This window comes from Streptomyces sp. NBC_01216, assembly GCF_035994945.1.
Taxonomy (GTDB): domain Bacteria; phylum Actinomycetota; class Actinomycetes; order Streptomycetales; family Streptomycetaceae; genus Streptomyces.
Genome location: NZ_CP108677.1, coordinates 428,142 through 453,528 on the forward strand (window position 1 = coordinate 428,142; position 25,387 = coordinate 453,528).

Sequence of the window (25,387 nt, forward strand, 5' to 3'; positions counted from 1 at the left end):
GGAGCGGGCGGCCTCCACACGGTCCCGCACGCCGAGAGGGCCGCTCCGAAACCACGGCGGCCGTCTCGGCGTGGAACCCACCGGGCCCACCCCGGCCTGCTCAGCAGATACGCGGCAGTTGTTCGCCGAGGGGAAGGTCGACCACCCGTGTCCCGCCGAAGCCGGTACGGGCCACGACGAGACCCGGGTGCGCCTCGACCGCCTCGCCGATGACGGCCGCGTGGCGGCCCAGTGGGTGGGCGCGCAGCGCGTCGAGCACGGCGTCGGCCTGTTCGCGCGGGACGAAGGCGACCAGCTTGCCCTCGTTCGCGACGTACAGCGGGTCCAGCCCGAGGATGGCGCAGGCGTTCGCCACCGCGGGCGGCACCGGGACCTTGGTCTCCTCGATGACCACCCCGGTCCCCGAGGCCGCCGCGATCTCGTTCAACGAGGCCGCCAGGCCGCCCCGGGTCGGGTCCCGCAGCACATGGACGTCCGGGGTGACGGCGAGCATGGACCTGACGAGTCCGCCGAGCGCGGCACAGTCGCTCTCGATGTCCACGCCGAACTCCAGGCCCTCACGGACGCTCATGATCGCCACTCCGTGCAGGCCGATCTCGCCGCTGACGATCACGACGTCACCCGGTCGGACCCGCTGGGGACGCAGGTCGACGCCGTCGGGGACGACACCGATCCCCGCGGTGTTCAGGTAGATCCCGTCGCCGTGTCCGGCTTCGACGACCTTGGTGTCGCCGGTGGCCACCTCCACGCCCGCGGCGCGCGCGGCGGCTCCGAGGGCCTCCGCGACCCGGGCCACCACGGCGACCTCGACGCCCTCCTCGAGGATGAACCCGCAGGACAGGTAGGCCGGTTCGGCCCCGCTCATGGCCAGGTCGTTCACCGTCCCGTTGACCGCCAGGTCGCCGATGCTGCCGCCCGGGAAGAACAGCGGCCGGACCACGTACGAGTCGGTGGAGAAGGCCAGCCGGGCGCCGCCGAGGGTGAGGGTCGCGGAGTCGCCCATCTGGGAGAGCAGTTCGCCGCCGAAGGCCGGGGCGAAGAGGTGCTCCACCAGTTCGGCTGAGAGCGCGCCGCCGCCACCATGCCCCATCACGATGCGGGGCCGGTCGCGCAGCGGGGCCGGGCACGTCCAGCCGGTGATGTCGAGTGTGGTGTCAGACAACGGGGCTCGCCTCCCTGGACGTCGGGGCGCCGGAGGCCGCGGCGGGGGTGAGGCCGAGCCGGCGGTAGAGGTAGTACGCGGCGCAGGCGCCCTCGCTGGACACCATGGTGGCGCCGAGTGGCGTGCGCGGGGTGCAGCGGGTTCCGAACGCCTCGCACTCGTGCGGCTTCAGCAGCCCCTGGAGCACCTCCCCGCTGCGGCAGTCGGCGGGTTCGCGGGTGTCGATGCCGGTCACCGAGAAGCGGTGCTCGGCGTCGAACTCCCGGTACGCCGGAGACAGGCGCCAGCCGCTGTCGGGAATCACCCCGATGCCGCGCCAGGCTCGGTCGGTGACCTCGAAGACGTCCTCCAGCATGGCGAGGGCGGCCGGGTTGCCCTCGGGGCGCACGGCGCGCTCGTAGGCGTTGTGGACGGTGTACTCGCCCCGTTCCAGCAGGTGCACCGCCCGCCGTACGCCTTCCAGGATGTCGAGCGGCTCGAAGCCGGTGACCACGATGGGCACCTGGTGGCGCGCCGCCAGCTCCGGGTACTCGCCCGTCCCCATCACACTGCAGACGTGCCCGGCGGCCAGGAAACCCTGCACCCGGCAGCTCGGCGAGCGCATGATCGCCTCGATCGCCGGAGGGACCCGGACATGGGACACCAGCAGGCTGAAGTTGACGATGCCGAGCTTCCTCGCCTGGTACACCGTCATGGCGTTCGGCGGGGCGGTGGTCTCGAAGCCGATCCCGAAGAACACCACCTCACGCGTGGGGTTCTCCCGGGCGATCCGCAAGGCGTCGAGCGGGGAGTACACGACCCGTACGTCGCCGCCCTCGGAACGCACCTGGAACAGGTCACGGCCGGTCCCGGGCACCCGGAGCATGTCGCCGAAGGAACAGAAGATCACCTCGGGGCGGGAAGCGATCTCCAGTGCCTTGTCGATGACCTCCAGCGGGGTGACGCACACGGGGCAGCCGGGACCGTGGATCAGCTCCACCCGGTCCGGGAGGATCTGGTCGATGCCGTGACGGATGATGGTGTGCGTCTGGCCGCCGCAGACCTCCATCAGGGCCCAGGGGCGCGTGACGGTGGCGTGGATGTCGTCGAGGAGCCGGCGGGCGAGGTCGGGGTTCTGGAACTCGTCGATGTACTTCACTGCCGCGCCTCCGACGCCTGCTCCCACGGGTCCGCGAACTCTTCCTGGAGCAGGCCCAGTTCCTCGAAGAGCGCGAGTGTCTTGCGGGCCGACTCCTCGTCCAGCCGCTGCAGCGCGAAGCCGACGTGGACGATGGCGTACTCGCCGACCCGGAGGTCCGGGAGGTACTCGAGGCACACGTCCTTCTTCACTCCGCCGAAGTCGACGGTGGCCATCCGGGTTCCGTCTCTGTCCGTGATCTCAAGCACTCTGCCGGGTACCGCCAGGCACATGGACCTCTCCTCGCTGTGGGTGGGATGCGGTGACGTGCTCGGTCGCCGCCACCATGAGCTGTCCGAGGGACAACCCGCCGTCGTTGGGCGGGACGTGACGGTGGCGCAGCACGATGAAGCCGTCCTCGCGCAGCGTGCGGGCGCAGGCCGAGGAGAGCAGGGTGTTCGCGAAGACGCCGCCGGTGAGGGCGACGGTGTCGGTGCCGTGCCGCTCGCGCGCGTGCCGGCACAGGGTGGCGACGAGCCCGGCCACGGACCGGTGGAAGCGGGCGGCGATCGTCGCCGGGTCCGTGCCGGCCCGGACGTCGGCCACCACGGCGGCCAGGACGGGCCCGGGGTCGGCCCGCAGCGGTCCGGGACCGACGGGGGCGGCCAGGCCGAACGCGTAGCCGCCGTCCGGGCCGGTGCCGCTCGCGCGGAGCGCGGCGCCCTCCAGTTCGATCGCGGCCTGGGCCTCGTAGCCGGAGTGATGGCACACGCCGGCCAGTGAGGACACCGCGTCGAAGAGGCGGCCCATGCTGGAGGTCGGGACGCAGTGCAGACCGCGCTCCAGCTGGCGTTCCAGTACGCGCAGTTCGCCGGGCGGGCAGGCGGCCGTGCAGGGCAGGTCGGCGGCCCGCTCGATTCCCGCGGCGCGCAGGTGGGACAGGGCCATGCGGTAGGGCCGGTGCACGGCGGCGTCGCCGCCCGGCAGTGGCACGTAGGCGAGGTGGGCGAAGCGCTCGTACCCGGCGTAGTCGGCCAGCAGGACCTCGCCGCCCCAGACGGCCCCGTCGTCCCCGTAGCCGGTCCCGTCGAACGCGACGCCGATCACCCGCCGGTCGCCGTCGAGGCCGTGCTCGGCGAGGGCGGACGCGATGTGGGCGTGATGGTGCTGCACCCGCACCAGAGGGAGGTCCCGCTCGGCGGCACGACGCCGCGCCCGGCCCGCGGACCGGTAGCCGGGGTGCCGGTCGGCGGCCAGGAGCGTGGGGGTCACCCCGGTGATGGCCTCCAGCTGGGCTTCGGCACGGTCGTGGGCGTCCTGCGTGGCGAGGTCGTCCATGTCGCCGACGTGCGCGGAGAGCCAGGCGCGGCGCCCGTCGCCGAGGCAGAAGGTGTTCTTGAGGTCGCCGCCGACGGCGAGGGAGGGCGGCACGGGCAGCGGCAGGGGCAGCGGGAGCGGGGCGTGCCCGCGGGACCGGCGCAGGACCATCGGCTCGTCGTCGCAGACACGGACGACCGAGTCGTCGCAGGGCACCTGGATCGGCCGGTCGTGGGTCAGCCAGGCGTCGGCCAGGCCGGCCAGCCGCTCCAGGGCCTCGGCGTCGTCGGCGACGATCGGCTCCCCGGAGAGGTTGCCGCTGGTCATGACGAGGAGGCACGGGCCGGGCGGGTCGCCGGGCAGTCCGAGCAGCAGATGGTGGACGGGCGTGTACGGCAGCATCACGCCGAGATCGGGGCAGCGTGGGGCGACGTCCACGACCTGGCCGGCGGCGTCGGCACGGCGGCGCAGCAGCACGATCGGGCGCGCCGGCCCGGTGAGGAGGCTCCGTTCCAGGGGGCCGAGGTGTGCGAGGCGCTCCACGTCGGCGAGGTCCCGGGCCATCAGGGCGAACGGCTTGTCGCCGCGGGCCTTGCGGCGCCTGAGTGTGGCGACGGCGTCCTCGTGGGCGGCGTCGCAGGCGAGGTGGTAGCCGCCGAGTCCCTTGACGGCGAGGACCGCCCCCGCTTCGAGCAGCCGGCGGGCCTCGGCGACGGGATCGGCGTCCGGCACCTCGCGGGGCGGGTTCCCGGCGAGCAGCAGCCGCATCCGTGGTCCGCAGGCCGGGCAGGCGACCGGCTGGGCGTGGAAGCGGCGGTCGGCCGGGTCCGCGTACTCCCTGGCGCAGTCGGGGCACATCGGGAAGCCGGCCATGGTGGTGTGGGCGCGGTCGTACGGCACTCCGGTGACGATGGTGAAGCGCGGGCCGCAGTGGGTGCAGGTGATGAAGGGGTGGCGGTGGCGCCGGTCGGCGGGGTCGGCGAGTTCCCGGAGGCAGTCGGCGCAGGTCGCGGTGTCCGGTGAGACCAGTGTCCTGGGCGGGCCGCCCGTGCGGGAGGGGACGATGCGGAAGCCGGTCCCGCCCGCGAGGGGGACCTGGCGGTGGTCGACGGCGTCCACCACCGCCAGGGGAGGCGCGTCGGCGGCGAGGCGCTCGCAGAACTGCAGCACCGCGGCGGCGGCTCCCTCGACCTCGGCGACCACGCCCTCCGGTGTGTTGGTGACGTGACCGGCGAGGCCGAGTCCGGTGGCGCGGGTGTAGACGTAGGGGCGGAAGCCGACGCCCTGCACGACGCCGCGCACGGTGACCCGGCGGCGTTGGAGGGCCTCCATCAGCGGGTCTGCGCCATACGGTGGTCGTGCTCGTGGCCGTCGTGGCCGTGGCCGTCCTGATGGTCGTCGTGGTCGTGCTCGTGGCCGTCGTGCCCGTGCCGGTGGCGGGCCATCACCGGGGCGTGCGTCGCCCCGCCCGCCGCGGCCTCGGCCCGGTCGAGCAGGGCGCCCACGCCCTCTCCGGTGCGGGCCGAGGTCAGGACCACCTCGACACCCGGGTTGACCCGCTGGACGTTCTCCCGGAACAGCGCCTCGTCGAAGTCGACGGCGCGGGCGATGTCCGTCTTGGTGACCACCACCACCTGGGCGAGCCCGAAGGCGGTCGGGTACTTCAGCGGCTTGTCCTCGCCCTCCGTCACCGAGGCGAGGACGACCCGCAGCGCCTCGCCGAGGTCGTACGAGGCGGGGCACACCAGGTTCCCGACGTTCTCGACGAAGAGGAGACGGGCGTCGTCGGGAAGCCAGCCGTCCAGGTACCCGCCCAGCATCTCGGCCTCCAGGTGGCAGAGGCCGTCGGTGAGCACCTGCCGCACCGGGACCCCGGAGCGGGCCAGGCGGGTCGCGTCGTTCTCGGTGGCCAGGTCCGCCGTCAGCGCCGCCACCGAGAGGCCACGCTCACGGGCCATGCCGAGTTCGAGCTCCAGCAGGGCCGTCTTCCCGCTGCCCGGACTGGACAGCAGATTCACGACAGTGGTGCCACGGGCCGCGAGCCCGGTGCGCAGCGCGTGGGCGGCGGCGTCGTTCTTGGCGAGCACCGCCTGCTGCAGGTCGACGACTCGGCACATGCTCAGGCCTCCTCGGGGATCGGTTCACGGGTAAGGGGGGCGACCGGCTCGGCGGCATCGTCCTCCCAGGTCACGCTCAGAATGCGGAGTTCGCGGCCGGCGAGGAGGCGCACGTCCGCGGCCTCGCCGCAGCGGGTGCAGCGCAGTTCAGGGGGCATGCCCACGGACCACTCGTACGCGCAGGACGCGCAACGGGCGCGGGCTTGTTCGGTACGGGTGACGAGTTCCGCGCCTTCCAGTACCGTTCCGGCGCAGGCGAGCCCGAACGAGAAGGCCAGCGCGTCGGGGACCACGCCGGCCAGCTCGCCCACCTGGAGGTCCACGCGGGTGACCGCGCTCGCCCCGTCGCTACGGGCCGCTTCTTCCACCTGGGCCACCACGGCCATGGCGATCGACATCTCGTGCATCGGACTCCGTCCTGCCGGGGCCATTACATCGACGGGGCGGGGGCGACACGGTCGGGCACGCCGAAGGGGCCCGCCCCGCGTCCGCCATTCGGGCGCGGCCCCTCGGCCGGGAGGTCACATCCGCCGCATGCGCAGGTAGCGCCTCACATCGGGCAGGAGCTGCAGGGCCACCACGAGCGCGACGGCGGCGGCGGCGCCGCCGATGACCGACTTCTTCATCAGGATCTCCTCAGTTCGTGGAGGGGGCGCTGGTCCGCGCCCCCCGTTTCGTCCCGGAGCAGGTCGCGGAGCATGGTCACGGCTCGCGGCACCGCCTCGGTCACCGGGCCGCTCAGGCCGATGCCCTCCTCGACGCGGGCGGGTTCACAGCCGACGACGAAGGTCCGCCGGGGCGGGGTGGCGCCGGTCCCGGCGCACAGGGTGCCCAGCAGGGCGAGGACGGCGTCGGGCGACATGTGGTGGCCGTCGAGCACGGCTCCCCCCGGTACGCCTCCCGCGGTCCCGCCGGGCTCGGCGTCGCCGGCCGGGTCACCGGTGCCCTCCCGGGCTTCGCCGCCTTCGCCTTCGCGGGCGTCGGCGTCGATGAGGTAGAGCGTGCCCGGGGCGCCGCCGCGCGCGGTGGCGTCGACGAGGACGAGGGTGTCGTAGCCGTCGAGCAGCTGGTACGCGAGGTGGACTCCCCGGACGCCGAAGTCGGTGACCTCGACGCCGGCGGGCAGGGGGTGCGCGGACAGGGCGCGCACGGTCTCCACGCCGAATCCGTCGTCCCCGAGGAAGACGTTGCCGATGCCGGCGACCAGGGTCCTGCTGCTCACGCCTCCTCCAGTGGGGTGACCTCGTCGGGCTGGAAGTAGAGGAAGCGGCCCTGCTCGCGCCGGATGTCGGCTCCCGGATCGCCCTCCACGGTGACGGCGAGATGCACTCCCCCGTCGACGTCGTGCAGGACGGCCTCGACGCGGGCGGCGCTCCCCTGGAGGAAGAGGTCCTGGGCGTCGGTGCGTCGCAGTCCCGGTCGGAGGAGGACCCGGCTGCCGACACCCACGGAGACTCCCTCGACGGTGATCCGGTCGCCCGACGGGTCCGCCGGGTCCGCCGACGCCGGGTCCCACCAGGGTGTGTCGGGCCGGAACACCGCTTCCTGCGCGGGAGGTGTGGTGAGTTCGGCCGGCATGCCGGGGCCTCCCGGAGTATCCGGGCCGGTGATCTCGCGCAGCGCGCGCACCGCGCCGTGCAGCCGTTCCAGCACCTCGGGGGGCATGGAGTCGGCGAGGTCGATGACGGCGGCGGCGCGGGCGTCGGTCCCCCGGGCCTCGCGCTTCTCCTGCTCGGTCAGAGCGGCGGTGCGCAGGGCGAGGATCTCGTCGATCTCGGTGGAGTCGTACATCGCGCCGACGCTTTCCGGGGCGATGGACGGGTGGTCCTCCAGGATGATCGGGGAGGACAGGACGACGTCGGTACGGCCGGGTCCGCCGGCCAGGACGGGCCAGGTGTGCTCGTTGACGCACGCGGCGACCGCTCCCCGGGCCCACTCGGGCGGGTCGGTCATGGAGAGGAAAGCACCGGTGTGGAGGCCGAGCAGGAGGTGGGCGGCGACCAGGGAGCGGGCCAGTGCCGCGTCACGGTCGGTGTCGGCGGGCCGTGGTGTCCAGGGGCTGGTGTTCTCCACCACCGCGGTGAGCCTGGACACCCGGTAGGGGCCCGGGACTTCGGTCGCCGTGAGCGTGATGGTGCCGTCGACCCGCTCGGTGCGGCGCACCAGCCGGCCGACGCACCGGCCTCGCTCGTCGAGGACGGGCTCGGTGTCCTCGCGGGCGGGCCGGTGGAAGGGCCGGCGGACACCGGCTCCCGACAGGGCGTCGATGTCGACGTGGAGTTCGACGCGCTCCTCGGTGCCCTCGTCCCAGGGGACGAGCACCCGGTCGGGGAGGTGCAGTGCGGAGACCTCGCGGAAACCGCCTTCGGGGAGGGCCTGTTGCACCGTGCGTCGCTGAGCGTGCAGGAAGCGGAGTTCCACGGCCAGCGAGGTCCCGGCCTTCGGTTCCATCAGGATCTCGGTGCGCTGGCGGGTGTGCTCCCCCTGGCGCGGTCCCCAGGAGGGCGGGACCAGGACGCCGAACTGCCAGCGCAGCCGGTTCTTGGCCGCGGAGGCACGGTAGGGGTAGAGCACGTAGCCCTCGAACAGGACGGCGTCGGCCACCTGGCGTGCGGTGTCGAAGGGCGACTGTGGCGCGGCGGTCGTGGTCATGGCGCCGTCCTCTCGGTGACGCGGGGCCGTGCGGTGCCCAGCCGGAACGGGGGCGGTGCGGACGCGCCGTCGGCGGCCCGGTCGAGCAGCGCCCGCACCGTCGACTCCCAGGAGGCGAGCGCGTGGCGGGAGCGGAAGGCGAGCAGTTCGGTCATCGTGTCCCGGGGCAGTCTGAGCCAGGCGGTGCCGGGGAAGTGCTGCTCCACCATCTCCCGCCAGACGGTGACCGGCATCCGGAAGGGAGCTTCGCGGTCCCAGGGCACGGGCTCGACACGGAACCCTCCGTCGCCGGTGAAGGCGGTGCCCGAGAACAGCAGCAGCAGGGGCGCCTCGCCGTCCTCGAGGGCGTCGAAGTACCGGGTGGCCGCGATGTCCATGTCGTAGGTGCAGGGCACGGACAGGTCGGTCTCGGTCTCGCCGCTGAAACCGGGCACCATGACCGGCACCTGTGCGATCTGGACGGGCTTCAGGGTGGTGCCCCAGCGGGCTCGTTCGCCGAACAGGTCGGCCAGGGCCTCCGCCTCACCGGTGCCGTAGGACCGCAGGGCCGGTTCGGCGCGGATCTGGCAGCGCAGCGCCAGGGCGTGCACCCGGGTGTCGTCGGAGGCCGTGATCCGCAGCCGGAAGACGAGGGTGGGGCCCGCGGCGTACGGGTCGGCGCGCACCCCGGTACAGCTGAAGGTCAGCTCGGTCATGAGGGTCTCGCCTCCGCGGGGGTCTTGGCCCGGCCCTCGACCCGGTCGAAGAACGCGCGGAGCGCGGAGCGGGCTTCGGCGCCGCCGTCGAAGCCCTGCCAGAGCAGCCGCATGCGCCCTACGAGTTCGTAGCAGATGTCGATGGGAACGAGGTGGCAGGTGGTGCGGCCGTCCGCGTCCCGGTGGAGCAACAGGGCCTCGACGTCGGGCTCCAGCAGGCCGGCGAGCCGTCCCGGCCCGAGGACCCTCTGCCAGGTCTCCGGGTCGAGTTCGCTCTCGGTGGCGCCCGCCGGGCTCGGGTAGAGCGCGACGAGCCGGCCGAGGGCGGCGTTGCGGAAAAGGAAGGCGACGGAGACGGGGATCTGGAGGAGTTCCCAGGCGGCGTCGTCGATGCCGTGCGCGGGGTCGGCGAGATAGCGGTCGGGGACGGCACGGTAGCGGCCGGTCCGGGTGCCGGGGCGGTCGAAGAGCAGCGCGCAGGCGGTACACGCGCAGACCAGCGACCGCTGTTCGGTCTCCACCAGGTGGCGGTGGCCGTCCGGCGGGACGGCCAGGCCGCAGAGTTCGCAGGTCTCGGGCCGGGGCGTCCGGGGGCCCGCGAACCGCCGCAGCCCGCTCGGGCCGGCCGCCCGGACGGAGGGGCCGGTCACGGCACCCGCACCGAGGAGTGGGGACGGACGCCGATCTGGAGCAGGGGCGGCTCCGGCGGCGGTGCGGGTTCCGTCTCCACCGCCGTCACCTCGGGGGCGAAGGCGGCGAGCACGTCCTCCAGTCGTCGGGTGCCCGCCTGTTCGCCGCCGGAGCAGCCGCAGCCGCCCTCGTCCGCCGACGGGCGCAGCCGCAGCACGCCGGTGGTCTCGTCGTAGCCGGTCTGCTCCAGCGGCTCGGCGACCGCGTCGAGGGCGCGGGCGATCCGGGTGCGCACGTCCTCGGGGTGCAGCGCGTGGAGGGTCAGCAGGCCCGCCACCAGTTCGTCGGCGAGCAGCGGCTGTGGCAGCCCGTCGCCGAGGGCTCCGACGATGCGGGCGAGCCCGGCACCGTAGAAGTCCATCAGCACCCGGACGAGTTCCTCGGCGGCGGCGCAGGCGTCGCGGTCGCCGGTGGCCGCGAGGCGGTCCAGCACTTCCTCGACCCGGCGTCCGGCCAGGGTCGCGTCGACGGTCTCGGTCATCCGCCCAGTCCGCTCAGTCCGGTGGGCACGTGCATCGTCTTCACGGTCTTGCCGCCGCCCACATACATGTGGACGCCGCACGGCAGGCAGGGGTCGAAGCTGCGCACGGCCCGCATGATGTCGATGCCCTTGAAGTTCTCCGGGGGGTTCTCCTCGAAGATCGGGGTGTTCTGCACGGCGTCCTCGTAGGGGCCCGGGGTGCCGAAGGTGTCGCGCGTGCTGGCGTTCCACGGGGTCGGCGGGTACGGGTGGTAGTTGGCGATCTTGCCGTCGCGGATGACCATGTGGTGCGACAGCACACCGCGTACCGCCTCGGTGAAGCCGACCCCGATCGACTCGTCCGGCACGTCGAACTTCTCCCAGGTCTGGGTGCGTCCGGCGCGGACCTCGGCGAGGCCCTTCTCGGCGCAGTGCAGGGCGATGGCGGCGGCGTACGCCTGGAAGTAGGTGCGGGCGCGGTTGCGCTCCAGGGCGTTGCTCCACTTCGGGATCTTCCACTCGAAGCGGGTCTCGGGCTTGGTCATGGTGCGGGGCAGGTTGATGACGACGCTGTGCCCGGTCGCCTTCACGTAGCCGACGTCGACGAGTCCCGACAGCGCCGTCGACCAGAGGCGGGCGATGGGGCCGCCTCCGGTGTCGAGCGCGAGGTGGTCCTTGCCGTCGAACCACCGCGGCGACATCACCCAGCTGTACTTGTCGTCGAAGTTCCGCTTCTGCGGAGCCGGCAGCGTGTGCTGGTTCCACGGATGACGGGGGTCGACGGGGTTGCCGAGCGGGTCGTGCGTGACGAACTGCTCCTGGCCCGCCCAGTCGTCGTAGTACGAGCTGCCGAGGAGGATGCGGATGCCGAGGTTGATCTCGGTGAGGTCGTTGGTCACCAGCTTGCCGTCGACGACGACGCCCGGGGTGACGAACATCTTCCGTCCCCAGTCGGTCATGTTGGCGTAGGTGAAGTCGCAGTGCTCGGGGTCGTTGAGCGCGCCCCAGCAGCCGAGCAGCACGCGGCGCCTGCCCACCTCCTCGTAGCCGGGCAGGGCTTCGTAGAAGAAGTCGAAGAGGTCGTCGTGGAGCGGGACGACGCGCTTCATGAACTCGACGTACCGCATCAGGCGGCTCATGTAGTCCGTGAAGAGCTGGACGGAGGCGACGGTGCCGACACCGCCCGGGTAGAGCGTGGAGGGGTGCACATGGCGGCCCTCCATCAGGCAGAACATCTCCCGGGTGTAGCGGCTGACCTGGAGCGCCTCGCGGTAGAACTCGCCCTCGATGGGGTTGAGGGAGCGCATGATGTCGGCGATGGTGCGGTAGCCGTGCTCGCCGGCGTGCGGTGCCTCGGTCCGTTCGGCGAGCTCCAGGACGCCCGGGTTGGTCTCGCGGACCATCTTCTCGCAGTAGTCGACCCCGACCAGGTTCTCCTGGAAGATGTTGTGGTCGAACATGTACTCCGCGGACTCGCCGAGGTTGATGATCCACTCGCCGAGATGCGGGGGCTTCACCCCGTACGCCATGTTCTGCGCGTACACGGAGCAGGTGGCGTGGTTGTCGCCGCAGATCCCGCAGATGCGGCTGGTGATGAAGTGCGCGTCACGGGGGTCCTTGCCGCGCATGAAGACGCTGTATCCGCGGAAGACCGACGAGGTGCTGTAGCACTCGGCGACTCGCTTCTGCTTGAAGTCGATCTTCGTGTGGATGCCGAGGCTGCCCACGATCCGGGTGATCGGATCCCAGGCCATCTCCACCAGGCCGCTGCCGTCGCCGGCTGTCTTCGTCTTCGGTGTCATCGTCTGTGCCGTGGCCCTTCATGTGCGGGGAGGTGCGGGGTGCTGATCGGTGTGGGGGTTCGAGCGGTGGTCACCAGGGCGGCCGGTAGCCGGTCGTCAGCTTCTTGCCGCCGTGCCGCCACTTGGGTTCCTGGTCGACGGTGTGCGTGGTGACCGACCGGAGACGCCGGACCACGGAGCCGTACGCGCCACTGGCCTTGCTGGACAGCTTGGCGCCGGGGGGTTCGTCCATGAACGGCATGAACTTGTCGGGGAAGCCGGGCATCGTGCAGGCGATGCAGATGCCGCCGACGTTGGGACAGCCGCCGATGCCGTTCATCCAGCCGCGTTTGGGCACGTTGCACTTGACTACCGGGCCCCAGCATCCGAGCTTGACCAGGCAGGTGGGCGAGTCGTACGTCTTCGCGAACTGGCCCTGCTCGTAGTAGCCGGCCCGGTCGCAGCCCTCGTGGACGGTCGCGCCGAACAGCCAGGACGGACGGAGCTTGTCGTCCAGCGGGATCATCGGGGCCGAGCCCGCCGCCTGGTACAGGAGGTAGGTGAGGGTCTCCGAGAAGTTGTCGGGCTGGATGGGGCAGCCGGGCACGCAGACGATCGGGATGCCGGCCTGGGAGGTCCAGTCCCAGCCCAGGTAGTCGGGCACGCCCATGGCACCGGTCGGGTTGCCCTCCATGGCGTGGATGCCGCCGTAGGTCGCGCAGGTGCCGATGGCGACGACGGCGAGCGCCTTGGGTGCCAGCCGGTCGATCCATTCGCTGGTGGTGATGGGCTGGCCCGTCTCGGGGTCGTCGCCGAATCCGCACCAGTAGCCCTCGGGCTTGATCTTCTCGTTGGGGATGGACCCCTCGACGACGAGGACGAAGGGGTCGATCTCGCCGCGCTCCCCCTTGAAGAACCACTCGATGAAGGTGTCCGCCCCACCGACGGGGCCGCATTCGAAGTCGATCAGCGGCCAGTGCACAGCGATCTTGGGGAGCCCGGGCAGGGTACCCGTGACGATCTCCTCGATGCTGGGCTGCATCGCCGCGGTCAGGGAGACGGAGTCACCGTCGCAGCTCAGCCCCGCGTTGATCCAGAGGATGTGGATCGTGGGGTCCTCGGCCGCCGTCTCCGGCGTTGTTGCGGTCATCGGGTTGCCTCCTTGGGGAGGAGTTCGGGGAGGGGCCGGCCTGGTCGGGTCGGTGGCCTCGGGCCCCACCCCTCTTGCTAGCAGCCCGCCGCCCGGAGGGCCTCGTCTTGTACCGCCAGTCCAGTGACGTTCCGCGGGCGGGACGCCGGCGAAGCGGGCGGTACACCACAGGTGAGGTAGGACGGGGTGCCGGTGGCGGGCTCCTTGCGGACGAACGCGCGGCGCAGCGCGTGGTAGGGGGCCCGCGGGTCGTCGAAGATCCGCCGCATCCGGACCAGCTCGGCTTCCCGGTAGGCCGCCAGCGGGCGTTCGGCCTCGTCGCGTTCGCGGCGGCCCTTCTTCCGGGCGACCCGGGACGCGAGGGACGGCAGCGCGGCCAGGTGCGCGGCGAGCCGGGCCGTCTCGTCGGCGAAGGCTCCGGGACCGCAGGGGAGCGTGCGGTCGACGAGGCCGGACGACAGCGCGGCGGCGGAGCTCACCGGCAGGGCGTCGGTGGTGAGGCGGGCCGCGGTCTCGGCTCCGGTCCGGCGGGGCAGGGTGTAGGTCCAGTACTCCGAGCCGTACAGCCCCATCAGACGGTAGTGGGGGTTCAGCACGACGCCTTCGCGGCACCAGACCTCGTCGGCGGCGAGGGCCAGCATGACGCCGCCCGCCGCCGCGTTCCCGCCGAGCGCGGAGACGACGAGACGGTCGGTGGTCGTGAGGACGGCCTCGACGAGGTCGTCGATGGCGTTGATGTTGGCCCAGGACTCGGCGGCCGGGTCCGCGGCGGCCTCGATGACACCCAGGTGGATGCCGTTGGAGAAGAAGTCGCGGGCACCGCCGAGGACGAGGACCGAGGTGGGACGCGACAGCGCGGTCCGGTACGCCGCCAGGAGACGCCGGCAGTGCGCCGTGCTCATCGCGCCACCCGGGAAGGAGAACGTCAGGAAGCCGACGTCGCCCTCCTCGCGGTAGCCGATGTCGGCCCAGGGCGCCGTCGCCGCGGGGAACGGCGCCGCGGTGAGGGGGGCGGGCCGCTCGGGCAGTGCGGGGAGCTGGTCGGCGAGGGCCGCCGTCGCGGGCAGCTTGACCTCGCCGGGCCCGCCCGGGGTACGGCGGGCCCGCAGTTCGGGAATCCAGACGGCTCCGTCGACGGTGGCCCGGCAGACCGCTCCGTCCCTGGTCGCGAGGAGTTCCCCGGGCCGACCGCGCAGTCCGTGCTCGGCGTGACCGCCGTGCAGGAACCACACCCCGCCGAGGAGTTCGTCCCGCACGCCCGGCCGCGAGTCGGCGGCCCGCAACAGCCGAAGCACGCGCTCGGTGGAGTCCGTCGCCCAGTCGACGCGCCGGTCCTCCTGGCGCAGAACGGGCCGGGTGCGGTGGCTGGTCTGCGGCCCGGGGGTGAACGTGCCGGAGGCGAAGCGGCGTACGGCGAGGTGCACGGCCCGCATCGCCGCGTCGGCGATCTCCCCGCGGTAGAGGTCGCTCTTGCCGACCGGGGGCAGGGGGCACTCGACGCTCGCCCAGACGTCGCCGGCGTCCATCTCCGCCACGGCCTGAAGCACGGTGACGCCCCATCGGGTCACGTTCTCCTGGACGGCCCGGTCGAGGGAGGAGGGCCCGCGGTCGCCGACGGGTCCGGGATGGACGATCAGGCAGGTGTGGGCGGACCACACCTCCTCGGGGACGGCCGTTCGCAGCATCGGGGCGAGGATCAGGTCCGGTGCGTGCCGTCGTACCGCTGCGGTCAGGTCGACGTGCGGCAGGGCGAGTTCGACCGTGACCGCGTGTCCGTGGTCGCGCAGTTCGGCGTGGGCGCGCTGGGTCAGGCTGTTGAACGAACTCGCGACGAGCAGGATACGCACGTGACCTCCCGGCGGCGGGGGCGGAGCCACACGAGGGCGGCCGGCCCGGACGGCAGTGGCTGCCGGTGTGTTCGACCGGTCGCCTGCGATGCTGGGGCATGGGGCCGGTCCCGGCCCGCAGCCGTACGGTCATGTCACCTGAAGAGCGGACCGGCGGGGGGCCACTCGGCGGCGGCATCGCGTCCGCGGCCCCGATGCGGTCACGCGGTCAGACGTACCACGACGAGCGCGATGTCGTCGCGGACGCCTCCGGCGACGCCGAGCCGGTCCAGCAGGGCGTCCGCCAGGCGTTCGGGGCCGAGCGCGCCCAGTTCCGCCAGAGCCTGGGTGAGACGCCCGAGGCCGGCGTCGATGTCCTCGCCGCGGCGCTCGATCAGGCCGTCGGTGTAGAGGATCAGCGTGTCGCCGCCGCGGTAGGAGATGCCCGCCTGCGGACGCGGCACGTGGTCGGGACGGGCTCCGAGGGGCGGGTCGGTGGCCTGGTCCAGCAGTTCGGAGGAGCCGTCGGCGTGCAGCAGCACGGGCGGCGGATGACCGGCGCTGGAGTAGACGATCAGCCGCGACCGCCAGTCGACGAGGACGCTCACCGCGGTGGCCGCGAGGGCTCCCTCGACGGAGCGGGCGTACACGCCCAGGATCTCCAGGGCCTGCGCGGGGCCCGCGACCGCCCGGCCGGCCGCCGACAGGGCGCTGCGGAGCATGCCCATGACGGTGGCGGCCTCCAGTCCGTGTCCGACGACGTCGCCCACCGCGAGGGTGCAACGGCCGTCGGGGAGGTCGGCGGCGTCGTACCAGTCGCCGCACACGTTCAGCGAGCCGATCGCGGGCAGGTACCGCACGGCGATGTCCTGGTGATGGGCCAGGTCGGGTGAGCGCAGCATCGCTTCCTGGAGGGTGACGGCGACCTCCCGCTCCCGGGCGTGCGCGGCGCGCAGTTCCTCGTTCAGTCGCTGGAGTTCGCGGGCCCGCGCGTACAGCTCGGCTTCCATGCCCTGCTCACGCTCGGTCCGGTCCCGGTCGGAGCCGCCCAACCGTCGGGAGCGGAGGAAGGCCGTGACGTCCTCGACGCGGTGGATGATCCAGGCCACCCGCCCGTCCGCGTCGAGGACGGGCGTGTTCACCGGTGACCACCAGCGCTCCTCGAAGACTCCGGGCCGTTCCACCAGGGGGATGTCGTATTTCTGGACGGCCATCGTATCGGCCCGGCCCGTGGCGAGCACACGTTCCAGGGAGGCGCCGAGGTTGCGGACCCCGTCCGCGTCGGGGTCGGCCGGGTTGTCGGGGAATGCCTCGAACAGGTGCTGCCCGAGGAGTTCCGCCCGGCTGCGGCTGGTCGCCCGCAGATAGGCTTCGTTGACGTCGACGATCACCAGATCGGGCGCCAGCACCAGGTACGGGCTGGGCGTCGCGGCGAACAGCGCCCTGTAGTCCATCTCCCGCGTCACGTGCTCACCGGCTCCTCATGTCCGGCCGAGGAACGGCCTTACCGCCAACGTACGCACCCGGCGCGCGGTCCGCGCGTCGTGCCCTCCCCCGGCCCGTTCGCCCCTCTCCGGGACGGAGGGAGACCCGCGGGTGACGGCGAGGGCCCGGCCGCGCCGTCCGGCGGTCCCGGCACCGGCCTCCCCCACCGTGACCGGACGGTCCGGTCCGCTGCCCGACGCGCCGCGGCAGCCCGTCCGGCACCGCCTTCGCCGCCGTGGGTGGAGCGTCAGCCCGCCTGGCTCAGTTCCAGCAGGTGGCCGTCGGGGTCCCGGAGGAAGCAGCGCACCTCGACGCCGTGGTCCACCGGCGGGGTGAGGAACTCCGCGCCCCTCGCCACGAGCGTCTGGTACGCGGCGCGGCAGTCGGCCACCCTGAAGGTCATGGCGTGGCTGACCGCGTCCGGGTCGCCCGGGGCCGTGAAGGTGACCGTCGGCTTGTCGTCGCTGGGCCCTCCTCCGGTGACCAGCAGCAGCCAGGTGCCGCTCAGACGCAGGACGGCGCTGGTGCCGCCGTACTCGCGCACGACCTCGGCACCGACGACGTCACGGTAGAAGTCGCGGGACCGGTCGACGTCCCCCACCACCAGGATGTGGGTCAGCTCGGTACCTTCGGGGAATTCCCTGGTCGTCATGCGCGGCTCCGTGGGGGCGTGGGGTCGGGATGCCGGGTGCGGCCGTCCGTCCGGGCCCGGCCTGGCCCGGAGGGTTCAGTCCTGGGCCCGTGCGGTCACGGGCGCGTCACTGCGGTCGCCCAGGAACTCGTACCAGCGGCGCTGCAGGCAGAGATACCGGGTGTCGGCCTCCGCGAGGCCGAGGAAAGACCCCACGGTGGCCGCGAGCCTCTCCTGGAGCCCCGCGTCGGCGAGCGCTCCTTCCTCGGTGAACGCCTCGTGTGCCCTCGCCAGGCTGAACATGTCGGGATAAACGCGGGCGCCGAGGTGCTCCAGCGGGACGCGCAGCGCCCACAGGCCGCGATTGCCGCCCACCATCGACGGGGAGGCGGAGACCAGTAGGGCCTGCTTGTCCTTGAAGGGCTGCGGCCGGAACCGCGAGACCCAGTCGACCGCGTTCTTGACCACGCCCGGGACCGAGGCGTTGTACTCGGGAGTGGCGATGATCAGCGCCTGCGCCTCGGCGACGCGGTCGCGCAGCGCGACGGCTCCCGGCGGCGGGCCGTGCTCCGCCTCCGCGTCACCGTCGTAGGGCGGCATGCCGAAGTCCCGGAGCCCCGCGGAATCGGCCGTGGCACCGGCGTCGACCACGAGCCCGGCGACCAGGGCGGCCAGTCGCGCGTTGACGGAGCCGGCGCGGGAGGACCCCGACAGGACGAAGACGCGAAGCGGCGTCTCGACGGGGGTCCCGGGCGCACCCGGGGAGCTCTCCGACAGGTGCCGGGCCTCGGTCGCGCTCACGCCGCCTCCTCGCGGGGTCCGGTCCGGTGGGGTTCCGCCGGGCGGGCCGGCCGGGCCGGCTCTGCCGCGGCGGGCACGGGGCCGACCGTACGGCACCGGGGTACCGGCGGGCCGCATTCCGTGCCCCCCGCGCGCCGCGGGGGCGCTGACGGGCCTGACGGCGGGGACGGGCCGGGGGCGTCAGAGCGTACTGGCCCGCGGGTGCGGGTCCCGCCCTGCCCACGGTGAGGAGGCCGCCCGGCGCGGGACGCAGCGGGTCGGACGCGGGTCAGAGGCAGGACGGGCAGAGGCCCCGATAGGTGATCTCCACCTCGGAGACGTCGAATCCGTACCGCTCGGCCGCCGCGAGACCGGCCAGTGGATCGCCGGTGGGGTGGACGTCGCGGATCAGGCCACAGCCGGAGCAGACCAGGTGCTGGTGAGGGCTGCGCGCGTTGGGGTCGTACCGCTTCGCCCGGCCATGGGTGGTGACCTCCAGGACCTCGCCGAGGGAGACGAGCTCGCCGAGCGTGTTGTAGACGGTCGCCCGCGAGATCTCGGGCAGCCGTTCCGCCGCGCGGGCGTGCACCTCGTCGGCCGTGAGGTGCACGTGGTCACCGTCGAGGACCTCGGCGACGACGCGCCGCTGCGAGGTCATGCGCCAGCCGCGCCCGCGCAACCGCTCCAGCAAGTCGCTCATATCGGCTCACCCATTCAGGTTCGGCGGAATTCCCGGCGGCCCGGACGCGCGTCCGGCACACTGACGGGCGGGGATTTGGCGTCCTTCTTGACTTGGATTCCGTCCATCGTAGGATCGGTTCTGTTGACAGCCAAGGGGACGGAACGAATCCAGTACGGCAGGAGGCAGCGAGGTGAGGGCCACCGCCGGAGTACCGCGCGGCACCGGCCTGCCGGACGCGCCCCGCGCCGAGGTGCCCGAGACCGGCAACCGTCGCTCGCACGCCGGGCTCGGCTCCCTGTCCCGCACCGTTCGCGGCCCGAGACTTCTCAGCCGAACAGGCCGAGGTCACGCACGGGGGCGCACGCCCCGCCCGTTCCACCACCAGCAGTGCCTGAGCACCGTGAAACGCCTGGTCCGGAGGGATTTTCCATGTCTGAGAACCACGACGCCATCGTTACCGACCCGAAAGCGGAGGGCGGCGGTGGCTGCCCGGTCGCGCACGGTCGCGCACCGCACCCCACCCAGGGCGGCGGGAACAGTCAGTGGTGGCCGGAACGCCTGAATCTGAAGATCCTCGCCAAGAACCCCGCGGTGGCGAATCCCCTGGGCGAGGACTTCGACTACGCCGAGGCGTTCGAGTCGCTGGACCTCGCCGCGGTGAAGCGCGACATCGCGGAGGTGCTCTCCACTTCGCAGGACTGGTGGCCGGCCGACTTCGGCCACTACGGCCCCTTCATGATCCGCATGGCCTGGCACAGCGCCGGCACCTACCGGATCAGCGACGGCCGCGGCGGCGCGGGGGCCGGTCAGCAGCGCTTCGCCCCGCTCAACAGCTGGCCGGACAACGGCAATCTCGACAAGGCCCGCCGCCTGCTCTGGCCGGTGAAGAAGAAGTACGGCCGCGGTCTTTCCTGGGCCGACCTCATGATCCTGACCGGCAACGTCGCCCTGGAGTCGATGGGCTTCGAGACCTTCGGCTTCGGCGGTGGCCGCGCGGACGTGTGGGAGCCCGACGAGGACGTCTACTGGGGCCCCGAGACCACCTGGCTCGGCGACGAGCGCTACACCGGCGACCGGGAGCTGGAGAACCCCCTCGGCGCCGTCCAGATGGGACTCATCTACGTCAACCCCGAGGGTCCGAACGGGACTCCGGACCCCCTCGCCGCTGCCCGCGACATCCGTGAGACGTTCCGCCGGATGGCGATGAACGACGAGGAGACGGTCGCCCTGATCGCGGGCGGTCACACCTTCGGCAAGACCCACGGCGCGGGCCCGGCGGACGCGGTCGGCCCCGACCCCGAGGCCGCCCCGATGGAGCAGCAGGGTCTGGGCTGGAAGAACACGCACGGCACCGGCAAGGGCGGGGACGCGATCACCAGCGGTCTGGAGGGCATCTGGACCGACACTCCGACGGAGTGGGACAACAGTTTCTTCGACATCCTCTTCGGCTACGAGTGGGAGCTCTTCCAGAGCCCCGCGGGTGCGCACCAGTGGCGGCCCAAGGAGGGCGCCGGGGCGGGCTCCGTGCCGGACGCGCACGACCCGTCGAAGCGCCACGCCCCCACCATGCTGACGACGGACCTGTCACTCCGCTTCGACCCGGTGTACGAGCCGATCTCGCGCCGCTTCCGCGAGAACCCCGCCGCGTTCGCCGACGCCTTCGCGCGGGCCTGGTACAAGCTGACCCACCGTGACATGGGCCCCGTCGCACGGTACCTCGGCCCTGAGGTCCCCTCCGAGGTGCTGCTCTGGCAGGACCCGCTCCCCGAGGCCGCGCACGAGCCGCTCGGCGCCGCGGACATCGCCGCCCTCAAGGAGAAGGTCCTCGCCTCGGACCTCACGGTCTCCCAGCTGGTGTCGACCGCGTGGGCGTCCGCCTCCTCCTTCCGCGGCAGCGACAAGCGCGGTGGCGCCAACGGCGCCCGGATCCGTCTCGAACCGCAGCGCGGCTGGCAGGTCAACGAGCCGGACGAGCTGGCGTCGGTGCTGCGCGTGCTGGAGAGCGTCCAGGCGTCCTTCAACTCCGACCGGCCCGGCGGCAAGGGCGTCTCGCTGGCCGACCTCGTCGTACTCGCCGGCTCCGCGGCGGTGGAGAAGGCCGCCGCAGACGCCGGATACGCCGTCGAGGTGCCCTTCACCCCTGGCCGCGTGGACGCCACGCAGGAGCAGACGGACGTGGACTCGTTCGCCGCGCTCGAACCGTCCGCCGACGGCTTCCGCAACTACCTGGGCAAGGGCAACCGGCTTCCGGCCGAGTACCTGCTGCTCGACAAGGCGAACCTGCTGACGCTCAGCGCCCCCGAGATGACGGTCCTGGTCGGTGGTCTGCGCGTGCTGGGCGCGAACCACCAGCAGTCCTCGCTCGGTGTCCTCACCTCCACCCCCGGAACGCTGACGAACGACTTCTTCGTCAACCTGCTCGACCTGGGCACGGAGTGGAAGGCCACCTCCGAGGACGCGCACACCTTCGAGGGCCGCGACCTCGCCACCGGCGAGGTCAGGTGGACCGGCAGCCGCGCCGACCTCGTGTTCGGGTCCAACTCCGAACTGCGGGCACTCGCCGAGGTCTACGCGAGCGACGACGCCAGGGAGAAGTTCGTCAGGGACTTCGTCGCCGCCTGGAGCAAGGTGATGGACCTCGACCGGTTCGACGTCTGATCCCGGCGTCCGGGCCGGCCTTCACCGGCCGGTCCGGACGCGCGTCCCGCCGTCGTGAGTCCCACCGCCGGCCCGGCGGCCCCGCTGCGGCGCCCGGTCAGTGACCGGTGGAGGCGTCGGGTCAGTGACCGGCGGAGGCGTCCGCCGGGTCCGCCACCCCGGCACTGAACACCGTGGCGTGGCCGGTCAGGGTGACCGGTTCCCAGGCCGGGACGTAGACGGCTCGGCCAGGCCCGATCCGTACGGCCTCGTCCGCCGAGGTCAGCAGGGCCTCGCCCTCGGTGCACAGGACGATGCGCGGTGCGCCGGCGCGCAGCGGACGCGCGGGGTCCCCGGAGCGGGCCGTGATCCGGGTGAGCCGGAAGTCGTCGACCGGCGCGGGGTAGTGGTGTGCGCCCGCCGCCTCGACCCGTGGTGTCAGGGTCCGGTGGGGCGGCGCGGTGAACCGGACGACCTTGAGGAGCTCTTCCGCGTCCACGTGCTTGGCCGTCAGTCCGCACCGCAGGACGTTGTCGGAGCCGGCCATCACCTCCACGCCCAGTCCGGACAGGTAGGCGTGCGGGACGCCGGCTCCCAGGAAGAGCGCCTCCCCCGGTTCGAGCCGGACGTACCGCAGCATCAGCGCGGGCAGCAGCCCGGTGTCGCCCGGATGCGCGCGGGCGATCGCGCGATAGGCGGCCCAGTCCGCCCGGTGGGGGCCCTCCCGGCCCGCCGCGTGCGCCACGGCGCCGGCGGTGGCGTCCAGGAGCCCCGGAGCGGGGGCGAGGAGGCCGGTGAAGACCGACTGGAGGGCGGCCTCCTCGGGGCCGGTCCGCAGGACCTCGGCGAAGGGGCGCAGGCCCGGCACGCCCAGGTCGTCCAGGAGGGCGGCACTCTCCCCGGGTGCCCGGAAGCCGCACAGCCCCTCGAACGGGGTGAGGGCGACGATCATCTCCGGCTTGTGTCGGCGGTCGCGGTAGTTGCGGTGCGGCGCGTCCAGCGGGACTCCCCGGGCGTTCTCGGCCGCGTAGCCCGCCTCCGCCTGGGCCGCGTCCGGATGGACCTGCAGGGAGAGCGGGGCGTCGGCCGCGAGCAGCTTCAACAGGAAGGGCAGCCGCGGACCGAAGCGCCGCAGCGCGGGCGCGCCCAGTTCCCTGCCCGGATCGGCGGCGATGACACGGTCGAGCGGAAGGACGGCGCCCTCGCGCTCGATCAGGGAGGGCGCCGCCGGGTGGGCGCCCAGCCACAGTTCGGCCTGCGGCTCACCGGTCACGGGCAGGCCCATCAGCCGGGGCAGTGCGGTCGGCGAGCCCCACGCGTAGGGCTGAACGGTGGCGGAGAGGAGATCCATGGACTCTGTTTCCTGGGCGAAGACGACGTGCGGGCGAACACGGGTCCCGGTGGAGTGGGACAGCGGACGAACACCGTCCGCCGGCGCGCGGACCGGCGGACAAGGTGCGTTCCGACGGCCCCGCGAGCGGCTCGGGAGGCGCCGGCGCCCCTTCACGCACCGGCGGAGCTCGCGTGTGCGGACACTCTGCCCGTCTGTGACAACGTTGTCCAGCGTCCGTCCCGCCCGGCGCGGGACACGGTCCGACATCACTGAGACTGAGGCGACATACACCGGTCATGTCTCGTTCGCGTGACCCGCTCCCCGACCGCGACGGGGCCTGACCGACGGCGGATGGCCTCCCGGGCGGCGGGCGCGCTGTCTCCGCGCGGGGCGCCCGTACTGCATCCCGTGGACGGGACCCTGGACTCGCTTCCGTGGGTCGCGCCCCGCCGTACCCATCGGGATTCCGATGACGGACATCGGATTCACCATTGGTGAGCCGAGGGACACCGGCTTACGGTCGAGGACGTGGCCGCACCGGCCGTCCGCGCCGGGAGCGTCTCTTCCCCGCCGCGTGCACCCGTGTGCGCGCCCCCTGTTCAGGGGCCCGGCCGGGCCCCTGTCCCACGCCCACCTCCCGGAGTGAACACACCATGTCGAAGATCCTTTTCGTGATGACCGGCGCCGACCACTGGACGCTCGCCGACGGCACGAAGCACCCGACGGGCTTCTGGGCCGAGGAGGTCGTGGCTCCCTGTCGGGCGTTCACGGCGGCGGGCCACGAGGTCGTCGTCGCGACTCCGGGCGGCGTCGAGCCGACCGTCGACCGCGGCAGCCTCGCCCCGGAGGCGAACGGCGGTCCGGAGGGGGCCGCGGAGGTCGCCGCGGCGCTCGCCTCGATGGCGGCGCTGCGGCAGCCGGTCCGGCTGGAGGACGTGCTCCTCGACGACTACGACGCGGTCTTCTACCCGGGCGGCCACGGCCCGATGGAGGACCTCGCCGTGAGCGCGGACTCGGGCCGGCTGCTGATCGCGGCCCTGAGGTCGGGGAAGCCGCTGGCCGTGGTGTGTCACGGCCCGGCCGCGTTGCTCGCCGCCGTCGACCAGGACGGGAAGAACGCGTTCGCGGGTTACCGGGTCGCCGCGTTCAGCAACGCGGAGGAGACCCAGGCCGGTCTCGCCGACAAGGCGAAGTGGCTGCTGCAGACGCGCCTGACGGAGGCCGGTGTCGACGTCCGGGTGGGCGAGCCGTGGGCCCCGAACGTCGTCGTCGACCGCAATCTGGTGACCGGCCAGAACCCGGCCTCCTCCGCTCCCCTCGCGGCGGAGGTACTCGGGAAGCTGGCCTGACGACGCGCTCCCGCGGCCAGGGCGGACGGCGGTCCACCGCCCCCGGCCGCGGCCCGCCCCGCCGCCCGGCACCGGGGGCCCGCGCCGCCGGCGGCCGGGCTCACGCGCTGTCCGCGGCCTCCCGGGCGATCCGGTCGAACTGGGCGCCCATCGCCTCCGACAGCGCCTTCGCGGCGGACAGCGGTCGAACCATGACGGTGAAGTCGTCGATCCTGCCCTCCTCGTCGAAGTGGAGGAGGTCGCAGCCCTGGACGCGCTTGCCGTCGACGGTCGCGGTGAAGACGAGGGCGTGGTCGCGCCCGTCCGGGTTCGCGATCTCCCGCACGTAGACGAAGTCCTCGAAGACACGCATGACCGCGCGCAGAATCGCGGCCGTGACGGCCCTGCCTTCGTAGGGCTTGAAGGCGACGGGGCTGGTGAAGACGACGTCGGTGGCGAGCAGCGCCTCCAGGGCCTCGGCGTCGCGGTTCTCGACTGCCTTGCGGAACGGGTGCATCGAACCCTCATCTACTCAACTAATTGACTAGTTTCGTTGGAGGGTACGACGGGGCTGCGGGCCTGTCCAGGGCGGGGACACGCGCCATCGGCGGGGGCGGTCAGGACGCCGGACGGGTCGACGTCAGCACGCCGATCTTGTCGATGCGGTGCTCCGGGTTGCCCTGGGCGTCGCGCCAGCGGTTGCCCGCGGCGTTGTCCTCGGGCGTCGCGCACGTGGAGAGAGTGATCATCGCCCGGCTGGGGGTCCGCCCCGGCTCGCCCGGAACGGCGGCGCGCTGTTCGGCGAGGGAGCGGGCGGACCGGAAGGACGTCTCTCGCGTGCCGGTGATCGTGTACACGTAGACGGTGTCACCCTGGGTGACCTGGACGGAGTCTCCGACGCCGACCGCGGGCAACTCCCGCAGGGGCCCGCCGGCGGAGAGCCGGTGGGCGGTCACCAGATAGTTGCCCACCTCGCCTGGCCCGACCCCGCCGTTCTTCCCGTAGGGGCTCGCCGCGACGCCCCGGTCCTGTATCCGGGTACCCGCGGCGTCGTCGGTCGTCCCCTCGTACGGCACGATCCGCAGCGCGGTGAGGTCGATCGCCGGTATCGCCAGCTCGGCGGACCGGCTCAGCGCGGTCGGCTCGGGATCGGGCGCCGGAGCCGCCACCCGGGTGGGCGGGGCGGGAATCGGGGCCGCGGACGTGGAGGCCACGGCCGACGGGACCGCGTCACGCAGGGAGGACGGATCACCGGCCGGAACGCCCGCACCCGTCCCGACGGAGCAGCCGACGAGCAGACCGACGGTCATCGCGGCCAAGGCGGTGGAAACGACTCGAGGACTCGGCATGGCATTCCCCAGGGGGTTCGTCACTGTCGGTCACTGCCACGAGGGCGTACCCAGGGCAGCCCACGAAGACCGCTTCAGCCAGGAGAACCGCCGGAATCAGCCGCGCATTCCCCTCCCGGCAGGCGATCTCGGCAGGGCTGCGGCGGGTTCGGTGACCGCGCTGGTGCCGCGTCGGGCGGGGTTCGCCCGTCACGG

Annotated in this window: 24 protein-coding genes; 2 read left to right on the top strand and 22 right to left on the bottom strand. The window is 73.0% G+C overall.

Translation table 11 applies throughout. The features are described 5' to 3' along the window. Nucleotides 1-100 precede the first annotated feature (100 nt). The 19 genes from hypE to OG393_RS01925 form a co-directional block, all read right to left on the bottom strand. Nucleotides 101-1,162 carry a hydrogenase expression/formation protein HypE gene (gene hypE / locus OG393_RS01840; protein ID WP_442817245.1) on the bottom strand — a complete coding sequence of 354 codons (1,062 nt, stop codon included), beginning with the start codon at nt 1,160-1,162 and terminating at the stop codon, nt 101-103. Continuing rightward, nucleotides 1,155-2,300 (bottom strand): hydrogenase formation protein HypD, encoded by a 1,146-nt coding sequence (gene hypD / locus OG393_RS01845; protein ID WP_327372739.1) that lies wholly within the window; start codon nt 2,298-2,300, stop codon nt 1,155-1,157. Before hypD ends, hypE begins: the two co-directional genes overlap by 8 nt. Next, nucleotides 2,297-2,572, bottom strand: a complete 276-nt coding sequence (locus OG393_RS01850) for a HypC/HybG/HupF family hydrogenase formation chaperone (RefSeq protein ID WP_327372740.1) — start codon at nt 2,570-2,572, stop codon at nt 2,297-2,299. Before OG393_RS01850 ends, hypD begins: the two co-directional genes overlap by 4 nt. After that, entirely contained in the window at nt 2,541-4,928 is a 2,388-nt protein-coding gene (gene hypF, locus OG393_RS01855) for a carbamoyltransferase HypF (RefSeq protein ID WP_327372741.1), read from the bottom strand. Before hypF ends, OG393_RS01850 begins: the two co-directional genes overlap by 32 nt. Next, nucleotides 4,928-5,713 (bottom strand): hydrogenase nickel incorporation protein HypB, encoded by a 786-nt coding sequence (hypB, locus tag OG393_RS01860; protein ID WP_327372742.1) that lies wholly within the window; start codon nt 5,711-5,713, stop codon nt 4,928-4,930. The genes hypF and hypB overlap by 1 nt, the downstream gene beginning before the upstream one ends. A 2-nt stretch (nt 5,714-5,715) precedes the next feature. Further along, nucleotides 5,716-6,120, bottom strand: coding sequence for a hydrogenase maturation nickel metallochaperone HypA/HybF (locus tag OG393_RS01865; RefSeq protein WP_327372743.1), 405 nt, complete (start codon nt 6,118-6,120; stop codon nt 5,716-5,718). 114 nt (nt 6,121-6,234) lie between these two features. After that, nucleotides 6,235-6,339 (bottom strand): DUF6893 family small protein, encoded by a 105-nt coding sequence (locus OG393_RS35385; protein ID WP_442817246.1) that lies wholly within the window; start codon nt 6,337-6,339, stop codon nt 6,235-6,237. Next, nucleotides 6,339-6,935, bottom strand: a complete 597-nt coding sequence (locus OG393_RS01870; RefSeq protein WP_327372744.1) for a hydrogenase maturation protease — start codon at nt 6,933-6,935, stop codon at nt 6,339-6,341. The genes OG393_RS35385 and OG393_RS01870 overlap by 1 nt, the downstream gene beginning before the upstream one ends. Next, a complete protein-coding gene (locus tag OG393_RS01875; protein WP_327372745.1) occupies nt 6,932-8,365 on the bottom strand; it encodes a hypothetical protein in 1,434 nt (477 codons plus the stop codon). The genes OG393_RS01870 and OG393_RS01875 overlap by 4 nt, the downstream gene beginning before the upstream one ends. Next, entirely contained in the window at nt 8,362-9,060 is a 699-nt protein-coding gene (locus OG393_RS01880; protein ID WP_327372746.1) for a DUF6084 family protein, read from the bottom strand. The genes OG393_RS01875 and OG393_RS01880 overlap by 4 nt, the downstream gene beginning before the upstream one ends. After that, nucleotides 9,057-9,710: a DUF5947 family protein gene (locus tag OG393_RS01885; protein WP_327372747.1), complete on the bottom strand. Its 654-nt coding sequence runs from the start codon at nt 9,708-9,710 to the stop codon at nt 9,057-9,059. The genes OG393_RS01880 and OG393_RS01885 overlap by 4 nt, the downstream gene beginning before the upstream one ends. Continuing rightward, the gene (locus OG393_RS01890; protein WP_327372748.1) at nt 9,707-10,231 is read right to left on the bottom strand and encodes a hypothetical protein; all 525 of its coding nucleotides are present in this window, start codon (nt 10,229-10,231) and stop codon (nt 9,707-9,709) included. Before OG393_RS01890 ends, OG393_RS01885 begins: the two co-directional genes overlap by 4 nt. Beyond that, entirely contained in the window at nt 10,228-12,012 is a 1,785-nt protein-coding gene (locus tag OG393_RS01895; protein ID WP_327372749.1) for a nickel-dependent hydrogenase large subunit, read from the bottom strand. The genes OG393_RS01890 and OG393_RS01895 overlap by 4 nt, the downstream gene beginning before the upstream one ends. Nucleotides 12,013-12,082: 70 nt before the next feature. Next, nucleotides 12,083-13,141, bottom strand: coding sequence for a hydrogenase expression protein HypE (locus OG393_RS01900; RefSeq protein WP_327372751.1), 1,059 nt, complete (start codon nt 13,139-13,141; stop codon nt 12,083-12,085). Between the two features lie 77 nt (nt 13,142-13,218). Continuing rightward, on the bottom strand, nt 13,219-14,988 hold the full coding sequence (locus OG393_RS01905) for a hydrogenase maturation protein (RefSeq protein WP_327372752.1): 1,770 nt from the start codon (nt 14,986-14,988) through the stop codon (nt 13,219-13,221). Nucleotides 14,989-15,188: 200 nt separating this feature from the next. After that, the gene (locus OG393_RS01910; protein ID WP_327372753.1) at nt 15,189-16,433 is read right to left on the bottom strand and encodes a PP2C family protein-serine/threonine phosphatase; all 1,245 of its coding nucleotides are present in this window, start codon (nt 16,431-16,433) and stop codon (nt 15,189-15,191) included. A 266-nt stretch (nt 16,434-16,699) separates the two neighbouring features. Then, complete coding sequence (locus OG393_RS01915) at nt 16,700-17,104, bottom strand: VOC family protein (protein ID WP_327372754.1); 405 nt, start codon at nt 17,102-17,104, stop codon at nt 16,700-16,702. Nucleotides 17,105-17,179: 75 nt separating this feature from the next. Then, entirely contained in the window at nt 17,180-17,860 is a 681-nt protein-coding gene (locus OG393_RS01920; protein ID WP_327378279.1) for an NADPH-dependent FMN reductase, read from the bottom strand. A gap of 292 nt (nt 17,861-18,152) precedes the next feature. Beyond that, nucleotides 18,153-18,563, bottom strand: a complete 411-nt coding sequence (locus OG393_RS01925) for a Fur family transcriptional regulator (RefSeq protein ID WP_327372755.1) — start codon at nt 18,561-18,563, stop codon at nt 18,153-18,155. A gap of 411 nt (nt 18,564-18,974) precedes the next feature. Here OG393_RS01925 and katG point away from each other — a divergent pair, with 411 nt between their 5' ends. Continuing rightward, nucleotides 18,975-21,203: a catalase/peroxidase HPI gene (gene katG, locus OG393_RS01930; RefSeq protein WP_327372756.1), complete on the top strand. Its 2,229-nt coding sequence runs from the start codon at nt 18,975-18,977 to the stop codon at nt 21,201-21,203. A 121-nt stretch (nt 21,204-21,324) separates the two neighbouring features. Here katG and manA read toward each other — a convergent pair whose 3' ends face one another. Next, nucleotides 21,325-22,533, bottom strand: coding sequence for a mannose-6-phosphate isomerase, class I (gene manA, locus OG393_RS01935; protein ID WP_327372757.1), 1,209 nt, complete (start codon nt 22,531-22,533; stop codon nt 21,325-21,327). A gap of 635 nt (nt 22,534-23,168) precedes the next feature. Between manA and OG393_RS01940 the strand changes: the two genes are divergently transcribed. Further along, the gene (locus tag OG393_RS01940) at nt 23,169-23,864 is read left to right on the top strand and encodes a type 1 glutamine amidotransferase domain-containing protein (RefSeq protein ID WP_327372759.1); all 696 of its coding nucleotides are present in this window, start codon (nt 23,169-23,171) and stop codon (nt 23,862-23,864) included. Between the two features lie 100 nt (nt 23,865-23,964). On the opposite strand, the gene OG393_RS01945 is transcribed toward OG393_RS01940, so the two are convergent. Together OG393_RS01945 and OG393_RS01950 are read right to left on the bottom strand one after the other, a co-directional pair. Next, nucleotides 23,965-24,360 (bottom strand): nuclear transport factor 2 family protein, encoded by a 396-nt coding sequence (locus tag OG393_RS01945; protein ID WP_327372760.1) that lies wholly within the window; start codon nt 24,358-24,360, stop codon nt 23,965-23,967. 100 nt (nt 24,361-24,460) lie between these two features. After that, nucleotides 24,461-25,192: a class E sortase gene (locus OG393_RS01950; protein ID WP_327372761.1), complete on the bottom strand. Its 732-nt coding sequence runs from the start codon at nt 25,190-25,192 to the stop codon at nt 24,461-24,463. Nucleotides 25,193-25,387: the final 195 nt, after the last annotated feature.

Bases quoted from the DNA above. Each gene is read 5' to 3' on its own strand.
- OG393_RS01880 (WP_327372746.1), bottom strand. From the start codon at position 9,060: ATGACCGAGCTGACCTTCAGCTGTACCGGGGTGCGCGCCGACCCGTAC.
- hypF (WP_327372741.1), bottom strand. From the start codon at position 4,928: ATGGAGGCCCTCCAACGCCGCCGGGTCACCGTGCGCGGCGTCGTGCAG.
- hypB (WP_327372742.1), bottom strand. From the start codon at position 5,713: ATGTGCCGAGTCGTCGACCTGCAGCAGGCGGTGCTCGCCAAGAACGAC.
- manA (WP_327372757.1), bottom strand. From the start codon at position 22,533: ATGGATCTCCTCTCCGCCACCGTTCAGCCCTACGCGTGGGGCTCGCCG.
- OG393_RS01950 (WP_327372761.1), bottom strand. From the start codon at position 25,192: ATGCCGAGTCCTCGAGTCGTTTCCACCGCCTTGGCCGCGATGACCGTC.
- OG393_RS01915 (WP_327372754.1), bottom strand. From the start codon at position 17,104: ATGACGACCAGGGAATTCCCCGAAGGTACCGAGCTGACCCACATCCTG.
- OG393_RS01945 (WP_327372760.1), bottom strand. From the start codon at position 24,360: ATGCACCCGTTCCGCAAGGCAGTCGAGAACCGCGACGCCGAGGCCCTG.
- OG393_RS01865 (WP_327372743.1), bottom strand. From the start codon at position 6,120: ATGCACGAGATGTCGATCGCCATGGCCGTGGTGGCCCAGGTGGAAGAA.
- katG (WP_327372756.1), top strand. From the start codon at position 18,975: ATGTCTGAGAACCACGACGCCATCGTTACCGACCCGAAAGCGGAGGGC.
- OG393_RS01940 (WP_327372759.1), top strand. From the start codon at position 23,169: ATGTCGAAGATCCTTTTCGTGATGACCGGCGCCGACCACTGGACGCTC.
- OG393_RS01875 (WP_327372745.1), bottom strand. From the start codon at position 8,365: ATGACCACGACCGCCGCGCCACAGTCGCCCTTCGACACCGCACGCCAG.
- OG393_RS01850 (WP_327372740.1), bottom strand. From the start codon at position 2,572: ATGTGCCTGGCGGTACCCGGCAGAGTGCTTGAGATCACGGACAGAGAC.
- OG393_RS01900 (WP_327372751.1), bottom strand. From the start codon at position 13,141: ATGACCGCAACAACGCCGGAGACGGCGGCCGAGGACCCCACGATCCAC.
- OG393_RS01925 (WP_327372755.1), bottom strand. From the start codon at position 18,563: ATGAGCGACTTGCTGGAGCGGTTGCGCGGGCGCGGCTGGCGCATGACC.
- OG393_RS01895 (WP_327372749.1), bottom strand. From the start codon at position 12,012: ATGACACCGAAGACGAAGACAGCCGGCGACGGCAGCGGCCTGGTGGAG.
- OG393_RS01890 (WP_327372748.1), bottom strand. From the start codon at position 10,231: ATGACCGAGACCGTCGACGCGACCCTGGCCGGACGCCGGGTCGAGGAA.
- OG393_RS35385 (WP_442817246.1), bottom strand. From the start codon at position 6,339: ATGAAGAAGTCGGTCATCGGCGGCGCCGCCGCCGCCGTCGCGCTCGTG.